Annotated in this window: 17 protein-coding genes; all 17 read right to left on the bottom strand. The window is 70.4% G+C overall.

Features of this window, described 5'->3' with window-relative positions; translation table 11 throughout:
* Window positions 1–31: 31 nt before the first annotated feature.
* On the bottom strand, window positions 32–1,957 hold the full coding sequence (gene nuoL / locus ACQP03_RS02030; protein WP_357175896.1) for an NADH-quinone oxidoreductase subunit L: 1,926 nt from the start codon (window positions 1,955–1,957) through the stop codon (window positions 32–34).
* 12 nt (window positions 1,958–1,969) lie between these two features.
* Window positions 1,970–2,269 (bottom strand): NADH-quinone oxidoreductase subunit NuoK, encoded by a 300-nt coding sequence (gene nuoK, locus ACQP03_RS02025; RefSeq protein WP_355048264.1) that lies wholly within the window; start codon window positions 2,267–2,269, stop codon window positions 1,970–1,972.
* Window positions 2,266–3,036: an NADH-quinone oxidoreductase subunit J gene (locus ACQP03_RS02020; RefSeq protein WP_357123536.1), complete on the bottom strand. Its 771-nt coding sequence runs from the start codon at window positions 3,034–3,036 to the stop codon at window positions 2,266–2,268. The genes nuoK and ACQP03_RS02020 overlap by 4 nt, the downstream gene beginning before the upstream one ends.
* Window positions 3,033–3,674, bottom strand: a complete 642-nt coding sequence (gene nuoI / locus ACQP03_RS02015; protein ID WP_357175894.1) for an NADH-quinone oxidoreductase subunit NuoI — start codon at window positions 3,672–3,674, stop codon at window positions 3,033–3,035. Before nuoI ends, ACQP03_RS02020 begins: the two co-directional genes overlap by 4 nt.
* A gap of 1 nt (window position 3,675) precedes the next feature.
* Window positions 3,676–5,028 (bottom strand): NADH-quinone oxidoreductase subunit NuoH, encoded by a 1,353-nt coding sequence (gene nuoH, locus ACQP03_RS02010; RefSeq protein ID WP_357175891.1) that lies wholly within the window; start codon window positions 5,026–5,028, stop codon window positions 3,676–3,678.
* Window positions 5,025–7,517, bottom strand: coding sequence for an NADH-quinone oxidoreductase subunit G (locus tag ACQP03_RS02005; protein ID WP_357123529.1), 2,493 nt, complete (start codon window positions 7,515–7,517; stop codon window positions 5,025–5,027). Before ACQP03_RS02005 ends, nuoH begins: the two co-directional genes overlap by 4 nt.
* A gap of 55 nt (window positions 7,518–7,572) precedes the next feature.
* Entirely contained in the window at window positions 7,573–8,889 is a 1,317-nt protein-coding gene (nuoF, locus tag ACQP03_RS02000; RefSeq protein WP_357123526.1) for an NADH-quinone oxidoreductase subunit NuoF, read from the bottom strand.
* Window positions 8,886–10,097, bottom strand: a complete 1,212-nt coding sequence (gene nuoE / locus ACQP03_RS01995) for an NADH-quinone oxidoreductase subunit NuoE (RefSeq protein ID WP_433460020.1) — start codon at window positions 10,095–10,097, stop codon at window positions 8,886–8,888. Before nuoE ends, nuoF begins: the two co-directional genes overlap by 4 nt.
* Window positions 10,094–11,419 (bottom strand): NADH-quinone oxidoreductase subunit D, encoded by a 1,326-nt coding sequence (locus tag ACQP03_RS01990; protein WP_433460018.1) that lies wholly within the window; start codon window positions 11,417–11,419, stop codon window positions 10,094–10,096. Before ACQP03_RS01990 ends, nuoE begins: the two co-directional genes overlap by 4 nt.
* On the bottom strand, window positions 11,416–12,153 hold the full coding sequence (locus ACQP03_RS01985; protein ID WP_357175881.1) for an NADH-quinone oxidoreductase subunit C: 738 nt from the start codon (window positions 12,151–12,153) through the stop codon (window positions 11,416–11,418). Before ACQP03_RS01985 ends, ACQP03_RS01990 begins: the two co-directional genes overlap by 4 nt.
* Complete coding sequence (locus tag ACQP03_RS01980; RefSeq protein ID WP_007454590.1) at window positions 12,150–12,827, bottom strand: NuoB/complex I 20 kDa subunit family protein; 678 nt, start codon at window positions 12,825–12,827, stop codon at window positions 12,150–12,152. The genes ACQP03_RS01985 and ACQP03_RS01980 overlap by 4 nt, the downstream gene beginning before the upstream one ends.
* Window positions 12,828–12,841: 14 nt before the next feature.
* Entirely contained in the window at window positions 12,842–13,207 is a 366-nt protein-coding gene (locus ACQP03_RS01975) for an NADH-quinone oxidoreductase subunit A (protein WP_007454588.1), read from the bottom strand.
* A 135-nt stretch (window positions 13,208–13,342) separates the two neighbouring features.
* Window positions 13,343–14,620 carry a geranylgeranyl reductase family protein gene (locus ACQP03_RS01970; protein WP_357123514.1) on the bottom strand — a complete coding sequence of 426 codons (1,278 nt, stop codon included), beginning with the start codon at window positions 14,618–14,620 and terminating at the stop codon, window positions 13,343–13,345.
* 139 nt (window positions 14,621–14,759) lie between these two features.
* Window positions 14,760–14,984, bottom strand: coding sequence for a hypothetical protein (locus ACQP03_RS01965; RefSeq protein ID WP_357123511.1), 225 nt, complete (start codon window positions 14,982–14,984; stop codon window positions 14,760–14,762).
* 114 nt (window positions 14,985–15,098) lie between these two features.
* Complete coding sequence (locus tag ACQP03_RS01960; protein WP_433461119.1) at window positions 15,099–15,746, bottom strand: demethylmenaquinone methyltransferase; 648 nt, start codon at window positions 15,744–15,746, stop codon at window positions 15,099–15,101.
* 191 nt (window positions 15,747–15,937) lie between these two features.
* Entirely contained in the window at window positions 15,938–17,206 is a 1,269-nt protein-coding gene (locus ACQP03_RS01955) for an LPXTG cell wall anchor domain-containing protein (RefSeq protein WP_433460015.1), read from the bottom strand.
* Window positions 17,207–17,570: 364 nt separating this feature from the next.
* On the bottom strand, window positions 17,571–18,761 hold the full coding sequence (gene mqnC, locus ACQP03_RS01950; RefSeq protein ID WP_357123502.1) for a cyclic dehypoxanthinyl futalosine synthase: 1,191 nt from the start codon (window positions 18,759–18,761) through the stop codon (window positions 17,571–17,573).
* Window positions 18,762–18,816 lie beyond the last annotated feature (55 nt).

Genomic DNA, 18,816 nt, shown 5'->3' with positions numbered 1-18,816 from the left:
CCGCCGGCGGGGGCGGGCGTCTTCGGGTCGGTCATGCCAACCACCCCGCCTGCACCGCGAGGAACGCCGCCATCACCAGCAGCGCGCCGGCCAGGATCGAGGTGGCGTACGAGCGGACGAAGCCGGTCTGCATCCGCCGGAGTCGACCCGAACCCCCGCCGACGGCGGCGGCGAGCCCGTTAACGAGACCGTCGATGCCCCGGTTGTCGAGGAAGACCAGCGCCCGGGTGAGGAAGATGCCCGGCTTCTCGAAGACCGCCTCGTTGACGGCGTCGGTGTAGAGGTTGCGTCGGGCGGCGGTGACCAGGATCCCGGCCGGCTGCGGCGCGGTGGCCGTGCCGGCCCGGAACAGGAACCAGGCCAGGCCGGCGCCGAGCACGGTGACCAGCAGCGACAGCGTGGTGATCACGAGGTGCGAGAGGACCGGCTCGTGCTCCGCGTGCTCGCCGCCCAGACCGGCGGTGGACGTCAGCCAGTCCGGCACGGAGGTGGAGAGCAGGAAGCCGGCGCCGACCGAGCCGATCGCCAGCAGGATCAGCGGAATGGTCATCAGCTTCGGCGACTCGTGCGGGTGCTCGATGTCCTCGGTCCACCGCTTCGGACCGTGGAACGTGAGCACGAACAGCCGCGTCATGTAGAACGCGGTCAGGCCCGCACCGAGCAGCGCGGCACCGCCGTAGAGCCAGGCGGTCCAGTCCTCCCGCTCGAAGGCGGCCACGATGATCGGCTCCTTGGAGAAGAAGCCGGAGAACGGGAACATGCCGATGATGGCCAGCCAGCCCATCATGAACGTCAACCAGGTGACCTTCATGTACGTCGACAGCCCACCGAAGCGGCGGATGTCCACCTGGTCCTTCATGCCGTGCATGACCGAGCCGGCGCCCAGGAACATGTTGGCCTTGAAGAAGCCGTGCGCCAGCAGGTGCACGATGGCCAGCGCGTACGCCCCGCCGCCGAGACCGACGCCGAGGAACATGTAGCCGATCTGGCTCACCGTCGACCAGGCGAGCACCCGCTTGATGTCGTCCTTGGCCGCGCCGATGATGCAGCCCATCAGCAGGGTGAGCGCGCCGACGCTGACCACCACGAGCTGGAGCGTCGAGTTCGCGGAGAAGATCGGGTTGGAGCGGGCGATCAGGTAGACACCGGCGGTGACCATGGTGGCGGCGTGAATGAGCGCCGACACCGGGGTGGGGCCCTCCATCGCGTCCGGCAGCCACGCCTGCAACGGGAACTGGCCGGACTTACCGGCCGCGCCGAGCAGCAGCAACAGGCCGAGGACCAGCACGGTGGTGCCGGTCAGTGAGCCGACGCCGTTGAAGACCTCGTCGTACTGGGTGGTGCCCAGGGTCGCGAACATGATGAAGATGCCGATGGCGAGGCCGGTGTCACCGACCCGGTTCATCAGGAACGCCTTCTTGCCGGCCGTGGCGGCGCTCGGCCGCCCGTACCAGAAGGAGATCAGCAGGTACGACGCCAGACCGACGCCCTCCCAGCCGAAGTAGAGCATCACGTAGTTGTTGCCGAGCACCAGCAGCAGCATGGCGGCGACGAACAGGTTGAAGTACGCGAAGAACCGGCGGCGACCCGCGTCGTGCGCCATGTACTCCACGGCGTACAGGTGGATCAGGAAGCCGACGCCGGTGATGAGGAGCACGAAGACGGCGGCCAGCGGATCGAACAGCAGGCCGAAGTCGACCCGCAGGTCACCGACCGCGATGAAGTCCCACAGGCTCAGCTCGACCGACTTGTTCTCCAGGCCTCGTAGCTGGAAGAAGGACGCCAGCCCGAGCACGAACGCGGCGCCGATGGCCGCGACGCCCAACCAGTGCCCCCAGCGGTCGGCCCGCCGGCCGAGCAGCAGCAGGATGGCCGCGCTGACCAGCGGGATCGCCACCAGCAGCCAGACGCCCCCGAGCAGCCCCGTGGCCTGGGCGTATTCCACAGTCTCTTCCACCGGTGGACCCCTTTAGTACTTCAGCAGGTTGGCGTCGTCGACGCTCGCCGAGCGTCGCGTCCGGAAGATGGCCATGATGATCGCGAGGCCGACCACGACCTCGGCGGCGGCCACCACCATCACGAAGAACGCCATGATCTGGCCGTTGAGGTCACCGTTGATCCGGCTGAAGGTGACCAGCGTCAGGTTGGCCGCGTTGAGCATCAGCTCGACACACATGAACAGCACGAGCGCGTTGCGCCGGACGAGCACCCCGGCGGCGCCGATGGTGAACAGCACCGCGGCCAGCACCAGGTAATAGTCAGGAGTCACCGGTCGGTCCCCTTCAGAGTGGTCTCCTGCGCGGTCAGCTCACGCACCGGCAGGATGTCCGGCGTGCTCCGCTCGGTGAGCCGGCCGTCCGGCAGTCGCGCCGGGGTGGCCACCGAGGAGGAGGTCGCGAAGACGCCGGGGCCCGGCTTGGGGCCCGGGTAGTTGCCCGGCGCGAAGCGGGCCCGCATGGTCGCCGGCTGGTCCATCTTGTCCTGCTTGCGCCGCTCGACGTGCGCGAGCACCATGGCGCCGACCGCCGCGGTGATCAGCAGCGCCGAGGTCAGCTCGAACGCGAAGACGTACTTCGTGAACAGCAGGCGGGCGATGCCCTGCACGTTCCCCTCCGCGTTGGCCTCGTCCAGGCCGACGGCGGTGGAGCCCTCGACGGCCCGGTAGAGGGCGCCGCCGACGAGGCCGGCGAAGCCCAGCCCCAGCACGATCGCGGCGACCCGCTGACCGCGCAGGGTCTCGATCAGCGAGTCGGACGCGTCCCGACCGACGAGCATCAGCACGAACAGGAAGAGCATCATGATCGCGCCGGTGTAGACGATGATCTGCACCATGCCGATGAACGGCCCGGCCTGGAGCACGTAGAACACGCCCAGGCAGAGCATGGTCAGCACCAGCCAGAGCGCCGAGTGCACCGCGTTGCGGGCCGCCACCATCCCGATCGCGCCGATCAGCGCGAGCGGCGCGAGGATCCAGAAGGTGACCTGCTCGCCGCCGGACACCCCGCCCGCCGCGGCGAGCACCGTAGACGTGGTCATGCGTTCTCTCCCTTGCCGACCGCCGCACGCTGGGCGGCCTGCTCGGCGCCCGGGAACGTCACGCCGGGGTGCTCCTCGACCTGGTGGCGGCCGGGGCCCATCGGTGACGTCTCGGCACCGGCGGAGGTGCCCGGGTTGTCCAGCGCGCCGACGTAGTAGTCCTTCTCGCTGTCACCCAGCCGCATCGGGTGCGGCGGCTGCTCCATGCCCTCCAACAGCGGGGCGAGCAACTGCTCCTTGGTGAAGATCAGGTCCTGTCGGTTGTCCCGGGCCAGCTCGTACTCGTTGCTCATGGTCAGCGAACGGGTCGGGCAGGCCTCGATGCAGAGTCCGCAGAAGATGCACCGCGCGTAGTTGATCTGGTAGGTGCTGGCGTACCGCTCACCCGGCGAGAAGCGCTGCTCGTCGGTGTTGTCGCCGCCCTCGACGTAGATCGCGTCCGCCGGGCAGGCCCAGGCGCACAGCTCGCAGCCGATGCACTTCTCCAGGCCGTCCGGGTGCCGGTTGAGGATGTGCCGCCCGTGGTAGCGCGGCGCCGAAACCGGCGGCTTGAACGGATAGTCGGTGGTGACGACCTTCCTGAACATGTGCGAGAAGGTGACACCGAATCCCTTGAACGTTCCGGTGATCGCGCCCACGTCACACCTCCCTGGAGTCCGAGCCGGCGACGATGTTGGCCGGCTCCCGCTCGGCGACCACGCGCGTGATACGCGGGCTCGGTGGTACCTGTAGATCCATCGGCGGCAGCGGGAAGCTCCCGTACGGCCGGCTGTCGACCTGCTCCTGCGTGGTCGGCTTCGGCTGCGGCTTCCGGCTCGGCCAGAAGAGCGTGGCGAGCAGCAGGATGCCGGCCGGGATACTCACGGCGATGACCTTGCCGCGGGTGTCCCAGTCCTCGATCGAGCGCAGGCCCGACAGGACCAGGATCCAGACCAGGTTGATCGGCAGCAGAACCTTCCAGCCGAAGCGCATGAACTGGTCGTAGCGCAGTCGGGGCAGCGTGCCGCGCAGCCACACGAAGACGAAGACCAGCGCGATCACCTTGCCGAAGAACCAGAGCATCGGCCACCAACCGGAGTTGGCGCCCTCCCACAGCGTGATCGGCCAGGGCGCCCGCCAGCCGCCGAGGAACAGCGTGGTGGTGACCGCGGACATGGTCACCATCGCGACGTACTCGCTGAGCATGAAGAGCGCGAACTTCAGCGAGCTGTACTCGGTCATGAAGCCGGCAACCAGCTCGGACTCGGCCTCGGGCAGGTCGAACGGCGCCCGGTTGGTCTCACCCACCGTGGCGATGAAGAAGATGACGAAGCTGGGCAGCAGCAGGATCGCGTACCAGCCCGGGGCCGGGATCTCGGTGCCGAAGATGGTCAGCCGGGTGGCGTCACCCTGTGCGGCGACGATCCCGCTGGTACTCATCGTGCCGGCGGTCATGAAGACCGCCACGATGCTCAGGCCCATCGCGACCTCGTACGAGATCATCTGGGCGCTCGACCGGAGACCACCGAGCAGCGGGTACGTCGAGCCGGAGGCCCAGCCGCCCAGCACGATGCCGTAGACGCCCATCGAGGAGCAGGCCAGCAGCAGGAGCACGGCCACCGGCACGTCGGTGACCTGCAACGGCGTGTGGTGGCCGAAGATGCTCACCATCGGGCCGAACGGCACCACCGCCAGCGCGGTGACCGCGCAGATCACCGAGATCGTCGGTGCGAAGAAGTAGACGACCTTGTCGGCCGCCTTCGGGAGGATGTCCTCCTTGAAGGCCATCTTCAGGCCGTCGGCGAGGGTCTGCAACAGGCCGAGCGGGCCGACCTGGTTCGGGCCGGGCCGCACCTGCATGTAACCGACCACGCGCCGTTCGAACCAGACACCGAGCAGGGTGGCCAGCAGACCGAACGCGAAGGCGAAGACAATCTTGCCGAGAACCAGCCACCACGGATCCCGACCGAAGTCGGCAAGCGTCGGGTCCTGAGCCAGGACGATCGAGTTCACTGGTTACCCCCAGAACTGAGGATGGTCTCGTCGGCCGCCACGCGCCCGGCCGGGATGGCCGTACCCGATGCGGGAACGGAGATCCGGACGACCGTGCCGGACGTCGCCCCGAGGCTGCGTCGCACGGTCGAACCGGGTGAGTTCGTGGGCAGCCAGACCACGCCGTCCGGCATCTCGGTGATCTCCGCCGGCAGGGTCAGCGCGCCCCGGTCGGTGCCGACCGTGACCGCGTCACCGTCGGCGACACCGAGCGCCTCGGCGGTGCCCTTGCCCAGCCGGACCACCGGCGGGCGGGCGGTGCCGGCGAGGTTCTCGTCGCCCTCGGTCAGGGTGCCGTTGTCGACGAGCTGGTGCCAGGTCGCCAGCACGGCCTCCCCGGCGGCCGGGTGCGGCACGGTGCCCGGCGACACCGACGGCGCGGACGGCCGGGACATGCGCGTGGCCGGCAGCGAGCCCAGCTCGCGGCGGACACTCGGCACGTCGGCGGTGCCGAGGCTTACGTCGAGGAGCGCGGCCAGCGCGTCGAGCACCCGCCCGTCGGTCATCGCGGCGGTGTTCAGCACCGCCTCGAACGGACGCAGCCGGCCCTCCCAGTCGAGGAAGCTGCCGGCCTTCTCGACCACCGGGGCGACCGGCAGCACCACGTCGGCCCGCCGGGTCACCGCGCTGGCGCGCAGTTCCAGGCTGACCAGGAACGGCACCGCGTCCAGCGCGGCCTCGGCCAGCCGCGGGTCGGCCAGGTCGGCCGGGTCGACGCCGCCGACCAGCAGTGCGCCGAGCTGTCCGTTGGCCGCCGCCGCCAGGATGCCGTCGGTGTCCCGACCGGCCTGGCTGGGGATCACCCCGGCCGGAATGTCCCACGCCTCGCCCAGTTCGGCCCGCGCGGCCGGCTCGGTGACCAGCCGGCCCCCGGGGAGCAGGTTGGGCAGGCAGCCCGCGTCGACCGCGCCGCGGTCACCCGCGCGCCGCGGCACCCAGGCCAGCTTCGCACCGGTACGCCGGGCCACGTCCGCCGCGGCGGAGAGCCCGCCCGGCACACCGGCCAGCCGCTCACCCACGATGAGGATCGCGCCCGGCGCGCTCAGCGCCTCGGTGACCGTGGCGTGCTCGGCGAGCACGCTCGCCTCCTCGCCCGGCACGACCCGGGCCAGCTTGGCGCCGAGCTTCTCCAGGCCGCGGGTGGCGAACGGCGCCAGCGCGTACACCGTCAGGGTCTTCTTCAGGTACGCCTTGCGCAGCCGCAGGAAGAGGATCGGGCACTCCTCCTCCGGCTCCAGGCCCACCAGCACCACGGCCGGCGCGTTCTCCACGTCGGTGTAGGTGACGTCGGTGACCCCGGCGACCGAGCTGGCCAGGAAGTCGGCCTCCTCGCGGGAGACCGGCCGGGCCCGGAAGTCGATGTCGTTGGTGTTCAGCGCGACCCGGGCGAACTTCGCGTACGCGTAGGCGTCCTCGACGGTCAGCCGACCGCCGGTGAGCACCGCCGTGCCCTGGCCGCCCTCGCGGGCCGCGTGCAGCCCTTCGGCGGCCCGGGTCAGCGCCTCACTCCAGGACGCCTCCCGCAGCTCACCGGTGTGCTCGTCGCGGACCAGCGGGTTGGTCAGGCGGTCGGCGGCCCGGGTGTACTGGAAGCCCCAGCGGCCCTTGTCGCAGTTCCACTCCTCGTTCACGGCCGGCTCGTCACCGGCGAGCCGGCGCAGCACCTTGCCGCGCCGCCAGTCGGTGCGCTGCCCGCAGCCGGCCGAGCAGTGCTCGCAGACGCTCGGGCTGGACACCAGGTCGAACGGACGGGCCCGGAACCGGTACTGCGCGCCGGTCAGCGCCCCCACCGGGCAGATCTGCACGGTGTTGCCGGAGAAGTAGGAGTTGAACGGCACGTCACCGTCGTCGCCCTGCTCGCCGTACGCGTCGTCCCGGTAGATGTTGATTTCCTCGGCGGACGACCGGCCCATCAGGTCGATGAACTTGTCGCCGGCGATCTCCTCGGAGAACCGGGTGCAGCGCTGGCAGAGCACGCAGCGCTCGCGGTCCAGCAGCACCTGGCTGCTGATCGCCATCGGCTTCTCGTACTCGCGCTTGTGCTCGTGGAAGCGCGAGTCGGTGCGGCCGGTGGACATCGCCTGGTTCTGCAGGGGGCACTCGCCGCCCTTGTCACACATCGGGCAGTCCAGCGGGTGGTTGAGCAGCAGCAGCTCCATCACCCCCTCCTGCGCCTTCTGGGCGACCGGGGAGGTGAGCTGGGTCCGGACGACCATGCCGTCGGCGACGGTCTGGGTGCAGGAGGCGACCGGCTTGCGTTGCCCCTCCACCTCGACCAGGCACTGCCGGCACGCGCCGGCCGGGGCCAGCAGCGGGTGGTCGCAGAACCGGGGGATCTCGGTGCCCATCTGCTCGGCGACCCGGATCAGCAGCGCCCCCTTGGGGGCGGTGACCTCGACGCCGTCGATGGTGAGGGTGACGGTCTCGGTCTGCTTGGCTACGTCGGTCATCAGAGTCGCCCTTCATTCGCGACTGCGGGACTCGCAAGCTCGTTCCTCGCGCTCATCAGTGCGCCCCTACCAGGGTCTTCTCCGACAGCATGGGAGCTTTACGACCCTCGATGTAGTCGAGGTAGTCCTGCTTGAAGTACTTCAGCGACGAGGTCACCGAGCTGGTCGCACCGTCACCCAGGCCGCAGAACGAGCGGCCGAGGATGTTGTCGCAGGTGTCCAGGAGGGTGTCCAGGTCCTCGTGGGTGCCCTGGCCGGAGAGGATCCGCCGGTAGACCCGGACCATCCAGTAGTTGCCCTCCCGGCACGGGGTGCACTTGCCACACGACTCGTGGTGGTAGAACTCCAGCCACCGGTACGTCGCGTAGACCGGGCAGTCCTGGTCGGAGAAGATTTGCGTGGCCGTGGTGCCCAGGATCGAGCCGGCCGCCGCCACGCCCTCGAAGTCCAGCGGCACGTCCAGGTGCTCGGCGGCGAGCAGCGGGGTCGACGATCCACCCGGGGTCCAGAACCGCAGGTTGTGACCGGGCTGCATGCCGCCGGCAAGTTCCAGCAGCTCCCGCAGCGTGACACCCATCGAGCACTCGTACTGGCCCGGGTTGGCGATCCGGCCGGAGAGCGAGTAGATCATCGGTCCGGAGGACTTCTCGGTGCCCATGGACTTCCACCAGTCGGCCCCGCCGAGCACGATCGGCGGGACGCTGGCGATGGTGCCGACGTTGTTCACCACCGTCGGGCTGGCGTACAGGCCGTGGGTGGCCGGGAACGGCGGGCGCAGCCGGGGCTGCCCCCGGAACCCCTCCAGCGAGTCGAGCAGCGCCGTCTCCTCGCCACAGATGTACGCCCCGGCGCCGGAGTGCACGACCAGCTCCAGGTCGAAGCCGCTGCGCATGATGTTGCGACCCAGGTAGCCCTTGTCGTACGCCTCCTGGACGGCGTTGCGCAGCCGCCGGGCGGCGTGCACGGCCTCGCCCCGGATGTAGATGTAGGCGCGGCTGGCCCGGATCGCGTACGACGCGATGATCACGCCTTCGACCAGCGCGTGCGGATCGTGGGTCATCAGCGGGAGGTCCTTGCAGGTGCCCGGCTCGCCCTCGTCGGCGTTGACCACCAGGTAGTGCGGCTTGCCGTCCCCCTGCGGGATGAAGCCCCACTTGAGACCGGTGGGGAAGCCGGCGCCGCCACGACCGCGCAGCCCGGAGTCCTTGATCAGCTGGATCAGGTCATCCGGGTGGGCCTTGAGGGCCTTGCGCAGCGCGGCGTAGCCGTCGAGCTGCTCGTAGGTGCCGATCCGCCAGGCGTCCGGTGACAGCCAGCGCTTGGTCAGCACCGGCGTCAGCTTGGCCAGCGTCTCCGGGCGGGGAGTGGTCACTTGTGGGCCCCCGTTTCGCTCGCGGCGGCGGGGTCCGTGCCATCCGCGTCCGCCGACGCTTCGGTGAGGTTGCGCTCCTGCGCGCCGGTCGAGTCACCGGCGGGCTTACCGTCGCCGGCCGGGGCGTTGGCCGCCGCGCCGGCGGCCTGGGCCGCCTGCGCGTCGCGCGGTCCCGGCGGCGAGGTCTCCGCCGGCACCTTCGTGCCGGGCGCGTCCGGCACGGCCGTCTCCGCGTCGGGCTGCCGGGTCTCGGCGGTACGCACCTGCGGCGACTTGTCGTCCGGCGCCTTCACGTCCGGTGCGGTGCTGCCGGTGGCCGCCGCCGGCTCGACCTGCTCGGCGGTGCCGGCCGTACCCGTGGGGGTGGCCGCGCCGTCGCCGCTGGTGACCGGGGTGGCGGGGGCCGCAGCCGGGGTGGCCGCTCCGTCGCCGCCCTTGACCGGCGCGGTGCTGGCCTCGACGGGTGCCGGCTTGGCGGCCTCCGCCTTCGCCTTCGCCTCGGCGGCTGCCTTGTCGGCCTCGGCCTTGCTGCGGATCGGGGTGTTCGGGTCGAAGCCCGGCACCGAGACGCCGTGCTCCTGCGCCAACCGCAGACCCCGCAGGGTCGGCTCGCCCGGCCCGCCGTCGGCGACCGCGCCGTCGCGCTCGTCGGCGAATCCGGCGAGCTGCACCGCCATCTCCTTCAGCGTGCACAGCCGCGCGCCGCGCGTCGGCATGGGCCGGCCGCCCGCGCGCAGCTCGTCGACCACACCGACCGCCGTGGACGGGTCCACGCCGTCGAAGAAGTCGTAGTTGACGGTCATCACCGGGCCGTAGTCACAGGCCGCCAGGCACTCGGCGTGCTCCAGCGTGATGGTCCCGTCGGCGGTCGTCTCGTCGTGCCCGACACCCAGGTGCTCCGCGAGGGTGTCGTAGACCTCCTGGCCACCCAGCACGTTGCACATCGTGTTGGTGCAGACGCTGACCAGGAAGTCGCCGGTGGGCTTGCGCTTGTACATGGTGTAGAAGGTGGCCACGGCCCCGACCTGGGCCTTGTTCAGCCCCAGCACCTCGGCGCAGAACGTCACCCCGGCCGGGGAGACGTACCCCTCCTCGGACTGGACCAGGTGTAGCAGCGGCAGCAGGGCCGAGCGGGACCGGTCCGCCGGGTAGCGGGCGATGATCTCGCGTGCCCGCTCCCGCGTCTCGTCAGTGAACGTCGTCGTCATCGGTCACAACCACCCATCACGGGATCCAGCGAGGCGCCGCCGGCGATCACGTCGGCGATCAGGCCACCCTCGGCCATCGCCGGGAGGGCCTGGAGGTTGACGAAGCTCGGCTCCCGGTAGTGCACCCGGTAGGGCCGGGTGCCACCGTCGGAGACGGCGTGCACGCCCAGCTCGCCGCGCGGCGCCTCGATGCCGACGTACACCTGGCCGGGTGGGACCCGGAAGCCCTCGGTGACCAGCTTGAAGTGGTGGATCAGCGACTCCATCGACTGACCCATGATCTTCGCGACGTGCTCCAGCGAGTTGCCCATGCCGTCCACGCCGATGGCGAGCTGCGCGGGCCACGCGATCTTGCGGTCGGCGACCATCACCGGGCCTGGGCGCAGCCGGTCCAGCGCCTGCTCGACCAGCTTCATCGACTCACGGATCTCGGCGAGCCGGACCTGGTAGCGGCCCCACACGTCGCCGTCGGGGTGGGTCGGCACGTCGAACTCGTACGTCTCGTAACCGCAGTACGGCATGGTCTTGCGCAGGTCCCAGGCGAGCCCGGCCGAGCGCAGCACCGGACCGGTGATGCCGAGCGCCACGCAGCCGGTGACGTCCAGCACCGCGACGCCCTTGGTCCGCTCGGTCCAGATGGGCTGACCGGAGAGCAGGTCCTCGTACTCCTTGAGCTTCTTCGGCATCATCTTGAGGAAGTCGCGGATCTTGCGGATCGCGTCGTCCGGCACGTCCTGCGCCACACCGCCCGGCCGGACGTACGCGTGGTTCATCCGCAGGCCGGTGATGGTCTCGAAGATGTCGAGGATGTACTCCCGCTCGCGGAAGCCGTACAGCATGATCGAGATGGCGCCCAGCTCCATGCCGGTGGTGGCCAGCCAGACCAGGTGCGACGAGATCCGGTTGAGCTCCATCATCAGCACGCGGATGGTGGTGGCGCGCTCGGTGACGTCGTCGGTGATGCCGAGGAGCTTCTCCACCGCGAGGGCGTACGCCGTCTCGTTGAAGATCGGAGAGAGGTAGTCCATCCGGGTCACGAACGTCGAGCCCTGGACCCAGTTGCGGTACTCGAGGTTCTTCTCGATGCCCGTGTGCAGGTAGCCGACGACCGAGCGGGCCTCGCGGACCGTCTCGCCCTCCAGTTCGAGGATCAGACGGAGCACCCCGTGGGTGGACGGGTGCTGCGGCCCCATGTTGACCACGATGCGCTCGTCGTTGATCGGGTCGGTGCCCGACACGACCGTGTCCCAGTCCCCACCCGTGACGGTGAAGACCCGGCCCTCGGTGGTCTCGCGTTCGGTCGCGTAGTTCGACGTGGTCACTGGTAGGACCTCCTCCGGTCCGGCGGCGGAATCTCGGCGCCCTTGTACTCGACGGGCACGCCACCGAGCGGGTAGTCCTTGCGCTGCGGGTGGCCCTCCCAGTCGTCCGGCATGAGGATCCGGGTCAGGTTGGGGTGGCCGTCGAAGACGATGCCGAACATGTCGTACGCCTCCCGCTCCTGCCAGTCGGCCGTCGGGTAGACGGCGGTGACGCTGGGCAGGTGCGGAGACTCGGCGGAGACGGCGGCCTCCAGCCGGATCCGACGCCGGTAGGTCATCGAGGTGAGCAGGTAGACCACGTGCAGCCGGCGCTCGTCGGCGCCGAGGTAGTCCACCCCGGACACCGAGGAGCACAGCTCGAACCGCAGCGCGAGGTCGTCACGCAGTACCTGGCAGACCTCGGCGATCCGCTCGGGGCGGATGTGCAGGGTCAGTTCGCCCCGGTCGACGACCACCTTTTCGATGGCGTCGCCGAAGGCCGGGTACGCCTCCTCCAGCGCGTCGCGGACCTCGTCGAAGTACCCGCCGTACGGCCGGGCGGCCTCCTCGATCGGCTGGCGCGGGCGGACCAGGCCGCCGTAGCCGGACACGTCACCGGTGCCCTGGTTGCCGAACATCCCGCGGCCGGCCGGGCTGGCCGGCGGGTACTCGGCCGGGGCGGTCGCGCTGGCGCCGGGCGGCGTCACCGGCACCGGCACCCCGCCGTCGTTGGTCTTGTCCGTGGGAGACGTCATTTCGGGCCTGCCTGCGGGTGGAGATGGTTCTGGGCGTTCATCCAGTTCTCGATCCGCAACTGCTCCTCGCGCCCCTCGCGGACCGCCTGGGTCCACTCGGCACGCCGGGCCTTGTCGTTGCGGTAGGAGGACGGCATCGAGCCGTACGGCACGACCGGGACGTCGCCGCGCTCCTGGCGGGCCGCCAGCATCTTGCGACCGTTCGGGCCCAGCGGCTCGTACATGATCTTCTCGCGGAGCTTGAGGATCGCGTCGATGAGCATCTCCGGCCGGGGCGGGCAGCCGGGCAGGTACATGTCGACGGGTACGACGTGGTCGACGCCCTGCACGATGGCGTAGTTGTTGAACATGCCGCCGCTGCTGGCGCAGACGCCCATCGAGAGCACCCAGCGGGGCTCGGCCATCTGGTCGTAGATCTGGCGCAGCACCGGCGCCATCTTCTGGCTCACCCGGCCGGCCACGATCATGAGGTCGGCCTGTCGGGGCGAGGCCCGGAAGACCTCCATGCCCCAGCGGCCCATGTCGTAGTGCGGACCACCGGCGGCCATCATCTCGATGGCGCAGCAGGCCAGGCCGAAGGTGGCGCCCCACACGGACGACTTCCGAGACCAGTTGACCAGCTTCTCCACCGAGGTGAGCAGGACGCCGGCGGGAAGCTTCTCCTCGATGCCCATCTGACGTTCCTTCCTCAGTCCCAGTCCAGGCCGCCGCGCCGCCACACGTAGGCGTACGCGACGAAGACCGCGACGATGAACAGGACCATCTCCACGAAGCCGAAGATCGGCAGAGCGTCGAACGAGACCGCCCAGGGGTAGAGGAAGATGATCTCGATGTCGAAGACGATGAAGAGCATCGCCGTCAGGTAGAACTTGATCGGGAACCGCCCGCCGCCGACCGGCTGCGGGCTGGGCTCGATGCCGCACTCGTACGCCTCGAGTTTGGCCTTGTTGTAGCGACGGGGACCGGCGAAGCGGGCGGCGCCGACGGAGAACAGCGAGAACGCCGCGGCGAGGGCGAACAGCCCGATGATCGGTGCGTAAGGCGAGAGCGACATCGTTTTCTCCTGCTCGTCCTTCCCTGCCGTCAGTGCTTGACGAAAATCACACTATTCACGTCCCTCGCGGTGGCTGCCGGCGGGGGTCGATCTTTGTCGGCTCCGAGGCTGTGACCAGCACCGATGCCGTCCCAACTAGACGGCTGGCGCCGCCTTCGTCATCGCATTGATGACCCGGTCCATCGCGTCCCCACCCCGGGGGTCGGTCAGGTTGGCCAGCAACTTGAGGACGAAACGCATCAGCGTCGGATGGGGCATGCCGTGTTTGGTGGCGATCCGCATGATCTCCGGACGGCCGATCAGTTTCACGAAGATGCCACCGAGGCGGTAGTAACCGCCGAGGCGGGCCTTCAGCTCGTTCGGGTACGCCAGGAGCGCCCGCTCCCGCTCCGGCCCGGCCGGCCGCGCGAGCGCCTGCACCGCCACCTCGGCGGCCAGTTCGCCGGACTCCATGGCGTACGCGATGCCCTCGCCGTTGAACGGGTTGACCATGCCGCCGGAGTCGCCGACCAGCAGGACGCCACGGGTGTAGTGCGGCACCCGGTTGAAGCCCATCGGCAGGGCGGCGCCGAGGATCGGGCCGTCCGCGTTGGTCTCGTCGGTCATCCCCCACTCGGCGGGGGTGTTGGCCAGCCAGTCGGTGAGCAGCCGGCGGTAGTTGGTCTTGCCGAACGCGGAGGACGAGTTGAGCACGCCGAGGCCGACGTTGACCCGCCCGTCGCCGAGCCCGAAGATCCAGCCGTACCCGGGCAGCAGGTTGTCGCCGCTGTCCTTGCTGCGCAGCTCCAACCACGACTCCAGGTAGTCGTCGTCGTGCTTGGCCGGCGAGTGGTAGTAGCGGCGGACGGCCACACCGATCGGCCGGTCCTCCCGCTTGGCGAGCCCGAGCGCGAGCGGGAACCGACCGGAGACGCCGTCGGCGGCCACGACCAGCGGGGCGTGGAAGGTGGCGGGCTCCTTGCCGGGCCCCACCTCCGCCTGCACGCCGGTCACCCGGCCGTCGTCGTCGAGCACCGGGCCCAACACGTTGACGTTGGTCCGCAGTTTGGCGCCGGCCGCGACCGCGCGCTGGGCGAGCAGGTCGTCGAAGTCCAGCCGGGTACGGACCAGCCCGTAGTTCGGGAAGCTCGCCAGCTCCGGCCAGTCCAGCTCCAGGCGTACGCCGCCGCCGATCACCCGCAGGCCCTTGTTGTGCAGCCAGCCGGCCTCGGGCGAGGTGTCCACGCCCATCCGGATGAGCTGGCGCACCGCGCGCGGGGTCAACCCGTCGCCGCAGACCTTCTCCCGGGGGAACTCGGTCTTCTCCAACACCAGAACCCGTACGCCGTGCCGGGCCAGGTGGTACGCAGTCGCCGATCCACCGGGACCGGCGCCAACGACGATGACATCGGCGTCGTGTTCCACCGCGGTCATTCGCGCCTCCTCCCGCACGCTCGTGAAATGCTTCACAAGCCAGACGGGACGAGTGTATGACCGGCGTCATACCTGCGCAGGATCAGGGGTACCTAACTCGCCGATGTGACAGCCGACGACCGTCCACAGCAGCCGACTGTCAGGCCGGGCTGGGCGCGTCCAGGCCGGCGTCGACCCGGATCGTCTCCGGCAGATGCTCCCGTAGCGCGCCGCCCGCCGCCCGGTCCAGGGCGGCCAGCACCTCGGCGACCACCTGCCGGACGTCCGTCGGGTCCGCGCCGGCCAGCGCGCGCAACTGCGTGATGAGTTCGGCCGCGTCGTCGTCGGTGGCGGCCACCGGGCTCGCCGGGTCTGCTCCGGTCATGCGGACGAGCGTACGGCGCAAAGTGGACTAAAGTCGGATATTCCTGAAACGCGCAAGCGTCTCGCGTGCTACGCGCGGACGTCTCGCCGGGCTACGTCCGGACGTGTCGCCGGGCTACGCGCGGACGGCCCGGTGCAGCGCGACCACACCGCCGGTCAGGTTGCGCCATCCCACCCGACCCCACCCCGCCGCGGCCACCCGCCCGGCCAGCGCCGCCTGGTCCGGCCACGCCCGCACCGACTCGGCCAGATAGACGTACGCGTCGGGGTTGCTCGACACCGCGCGGGCCACCACCGGCAGCGATCGCATCAGGTACGACAGGTACACCGTCCGGAAGACCGGGTTGATCGGGGTGCTGAACTCGCACACCACCAGCCGACCACCCGGCCGGGTGACCCGGGCCAGCTCGCGCAGCGCCGCGTCGGTGTCGTTGACGTTCCGCAGGGCGAAGGAGATGGTCACCGCGTCGAAGCTCGCGTCGGCGAACGGCAGCCGCAGCGCGTCACCGGCCAGCAACGGCACCTCGGGACGCACCCGCTTGCCGACCTGGAGCATGCCCAGCGACAGGTCCGCCCCCACCGCGTACGCCCCGGACTGGGCCAGCTCGCGGGTCGACACACCGGTGCCCGCTCCCACGTCCAGCACCCGCTCACCCGGTCGCAGCCCCAGGGCCGCGCGGGTGGCCCGCCGCCAGGAGCGGTCCTGCCCGAAGGCGAGCACGGTGTTGGTCAGGTCGTAGCGCTCGGCCACGCCGTCGAACATCGCGGCGACCTCGTGCGGTTGCTTGTCGAGACTGGCGCGCTGGCCCTGCGGGGTACGGCTCACCCCGTCCACTCTGCCAGCCCCGCGCGAGCCCTCGGCCGCTGGGTCCGCGTACCCCACGGTGGTCGGCGCCGCCGATATGCGCGAGGGCGGGGTGGTCGCCCACCCCGCCCTCGCGTCGCGCCTGCGGGTCAGTCGGTCGACGTCTCGTCGCCGGGAGCGACCATGACGACCTTGCGGCGGCGGGAGAGCACCAGCAGCGCCCCGCCGACGAGCAGGATCAGACCACCGATGCCGCCGATCAGGCCGGCCTGCACACCGGTGACCGGCAACCCGCCGCCACCGGAGCCACCGCCGCCGGTGGTCGGCGACGTGCTCGTGCCCGGCGTCGTCGTGCCGCCCGGAGTCGGAGTCGCGGTCGGCGTCGGAGTCGCGGTCGGCGTCGGGGTCGCGGTCGGCGTCGGGGTCGGCTGCGCGCTGAGGTCGACGAACACGTCGAACTGCGCGGTGTTGTCCACCTCGTCGGTCTCGGTGAACGCCCGGCGCTGCGCGCCGGAGGCGTCCCGCGGCGCCTCCTCGGGGCTGCCCTGGGTGGCCTCGAGACCGGCGGCCCAGACGAACCCGGGCCGGAGCACCGACTCGGTGACGTCCTCGCCGACCTTCACCCGGACGTCGGCCGTGTAGAACTGCCCAGGCTTCAGCACGACGCCACTGTCCTCGCAGTAGGCGTTGGCGAAGCCGCCCAGCGGCTGCTCGACGCAGCCCTCCGGCAGCTTGGCGAAGGTGACGCCGGCCGGCAGCGTGATCCCGTACGCCACGCCGGTCGCCTTCTTGCTGCCGTCGTTGTAGACCGCCCAGTCCAGCGGCGCGCTGTCGCCCCGCTTGACCGGCTTGAGGCCGGACTCGCCCGCCTCGTCGCCGTCCACCGTCACGTCGGCGTAGACGTCCTGCACCCAGGTGGTCAGGTCGTAACCCGGCTTGGCGACGGTGATGTCGTGCCGCACCTTGTTGTCCCGCGGGTTCGGGTCGGCGGTGGCCGAGCTGATGCTGACCACCAGCGTGCCGGCGTCGCCGCGACCGCCGGTCGAGAAGATCGGAATACCGAAGTCCTCCGTGGTGCCGGCGGCCAGGTCGCCGAGCAGGCAGGTGAAGGTCGTGCCCTTGAGGTCACAGCCGTCCGGCGCGAGGACGCCGACCTTGCGGTTCTTCAGGCCCTTCGTCTCCACGGTGACCCGGACGTCCTTGGCGTCGACCGCGCTTCGGGTGTTGTCGACCTGGAACTTGAACGGCTTGGCCTTGGCCGCCTTGACGCCCTGAGCCAGCTCGTAGCTGAGCGGCACCAGGGCCAGGTCGGCCTGGTCGGCGGCGTGCGCCGGGGCGGCGACGGTGGCCACGCCACCGGCCGCGAGCAGGGCCACGACGCCGGCACGAACCAGGGCCGAGCGGTGGAACGCTGTCATCAGTCCCCCGGGGGTAGGGAAGAAAATAGGATCGGTTGCGCCGAACGAGCGGACGTTATCGGAGGTCGATCTCCCACGCCAGCGTGGCGGCGGGTTTTCAACCGTCCGGCCTGGACCCGGCACACGGATCGGGCGGGATGGTCACCCATCCCGCCCGTACCGCCGTGCGTTATGTGAACGACCCTCATGGGCCGATGGAGGACGCGCCTCAGGCAGACGGCCGCACGCTATCCGCCGACGATCATCTCCACCAGACCCGCACCGGGCTATGCGCCGGCGAGCCGACCGGGAGGACCCGTACCGCCGAGTGGACGCAAGCGGAAGCAGGATCCCCGGTCAGCCGAACGGCCGGCCGCGACGTACCTCAGTTGACCTCGACGAGCGGCAGCGACCGGCCCGCGCCGCCGCCGGGCAGCGCGATCGACGAGAAGTGCGAGACCACCCGCTCGTCGGTCGGGTCGTCGGCCGGCGTGTGGTGCACCGCCAGCCGGTTGTAGAGGGTGTCGCGCTGCGCCGGGATCCGGTCGGCAGAGCGGATCATGCCGATCAGCTCGTGCAGGTTGGAGCGGTGCCGGGCGCCGGCGGAGGAGATCACGTTCTCCTCCAGCATGATCGAGCCGAGGTCGTCCACGCCCATGTGCAGGGCGAGCTGCCCGACGTCCTTGCCGGTGGTCAGCCAGGACGCCTGCAGGTGCGGCACGGTCTCGAAGAAGAGCCGGGCCACCGCGACCAGCCGCAGGTACTCGAGCGTGGTCGCCTGCGTACGACCCTTGAGGTGGTTGTTCTCCGGCTGGTACGTCCACGGGATGAACGACCGGAACCCGCCCGTACGGTCCTGCACGTCGCGGATCATCCGCAGGTGCTCGATCCGCTCGGCGTGCGTCTCGCCGGTGCCCATCATCATGGTCGCGGTCGACTCGACACCCTGCCGGTGGGCCAGCTCCATGACCTCCAGCCAGCGCTCGCCCGACTCCTTGAGCGGGGCGATGGCCCGGCGCGGGCGCTCGGGCAGCATCTCCGCGCCGGCGCCGGCGATCGAGTCGAGGCCGGCGGCCTTGATGCGGGCGATGGCCTCGTCCAGGCTGACGCCGGAGACCTTGGCCATGTGCAGGATCTCGCTCGGCCCGATCGAGTGGATGACCAACTGCGGGTACGCCTGCTTGACCGAGGAGAACAGCTCCTCGTAGTACTCGACGCCGTAGTCCGGGTGGTGCCCGCCCTGGAGCATCACCTGGGTCGCGCCCAGCTCGACCGCCTCGCCACAGCGACGCAGGATCTCTTCGGTCGGGTGCGTCCACCCCTCGGCGTGCTTCGGCGCGCGGTAGAACGCGCAGAACTTGCACGCCGTCACGCAGACGTTCGTGTAGTTGATGTTGCGATCGATCAGGTAGGTGACGACGTTGTCCGGATAGCGCCGCCGGCGCACCGCGTCCGCCGCCTCGCCCAACGCGTGGAAGGGCGCCTCGGTGTAGAGCAGCAGTGCTTCCTCGGGCGTGATCCGCCCGCCGTCCGCGCCACGCTGCAGGATGTCGTCGATCTCCCGGCTCACCGTCACAACCCCGAGCCTACGTCGCCTCACCCGGCTCGACCGCCAGGCCCCGTCGAGGTGC

The organism is Micromonospora sp. CA-248212, assembly GCF_050948405.1.
Classification (GTDB): Bacteria; Actinomycetota; Actinomycetes; order Mycobacteriales; family Micromonosporaceae; genus Micromonospora.
The sequence above is the reverse complement of the archived record's forward strand: the minus strand, read 5'-3'. Positions and strand labels throughout refer to the sequence as shown.

Bases quoted from the DNA above. Each gene is read 5' to 3' on its own strand.
- ACQP03_RS02005 (WP_357123529.1), bottom strand. From the start codon at position 7,517: ATGACCGACGTAGCCAAGCAGACCGAGACCGTCACCCTCACCATCGAC.
- ACQP03_RS01955 (WP_433460015.1), bottom strand. From the start codon at position 17,206: ATGACAGCGTTCCACCGCTCGGCCCTGGTTCGTGCCGGCGTCGTGGCC.
- ACQP03_RS01985 (WP_357175881.1), bottom strand. From the start codon at position 12,153: ATGACGTCTCCCACGGACAAGACCAACGACGGCGGGGTGCCGGTGCCG.
- ACQP03_RS01970 (WP_357123514.1), bottom strand. From the start codon at position 14,620: ATGACCGCGGTGGAACACGACGCCGATGTCATCGTCGTTGGCGCCGGT.
- ACQP03_RS02020 (WP_357123536.1), bottom strand. From the start codon at position 3,036: ATGACCACGTCTACGGTGCTCGCCGCGGCGGGCGGGGTGTCCGGCGGC.
- nuoE (WP_433460020.1), bottom strand. From the start codon at position 10,097: ATGACGACGACGTTCACTGACGAGACGCGGGAGCGGGCACGCGAGATC.
- ACQP03_RS01975 (WP_007454588.1), bottom strand. From the start codon at position 13,207: ATGTCGCTCTCGCCTTACGCACCGATCATCGGGCTGTTCGCCCTCGCC.
- ACQP03_RS01965 (WP_357123511.1), bottom strand. From the start codon at position 14,984: ATGACCGGAGCAGACCCGGCGAGCCCGGTGGCCGCCACCGACGACGAC.
- ACQP03_RS01960 (WP_433461119.1), bottom strand. From the start codon at position 15,746: ATGTTCGACGGCGTGGCCGAGCGCTACGACCTGACCAACACCGTGCTC.
- ACQP03_RS01980 (WP_007454590.1), bottom strand. From the start codon at position 12,827: ATGGGCATCGAGGAGAAGCTTCCCGCCGGCGTCCTGCTCACCTCGGTG.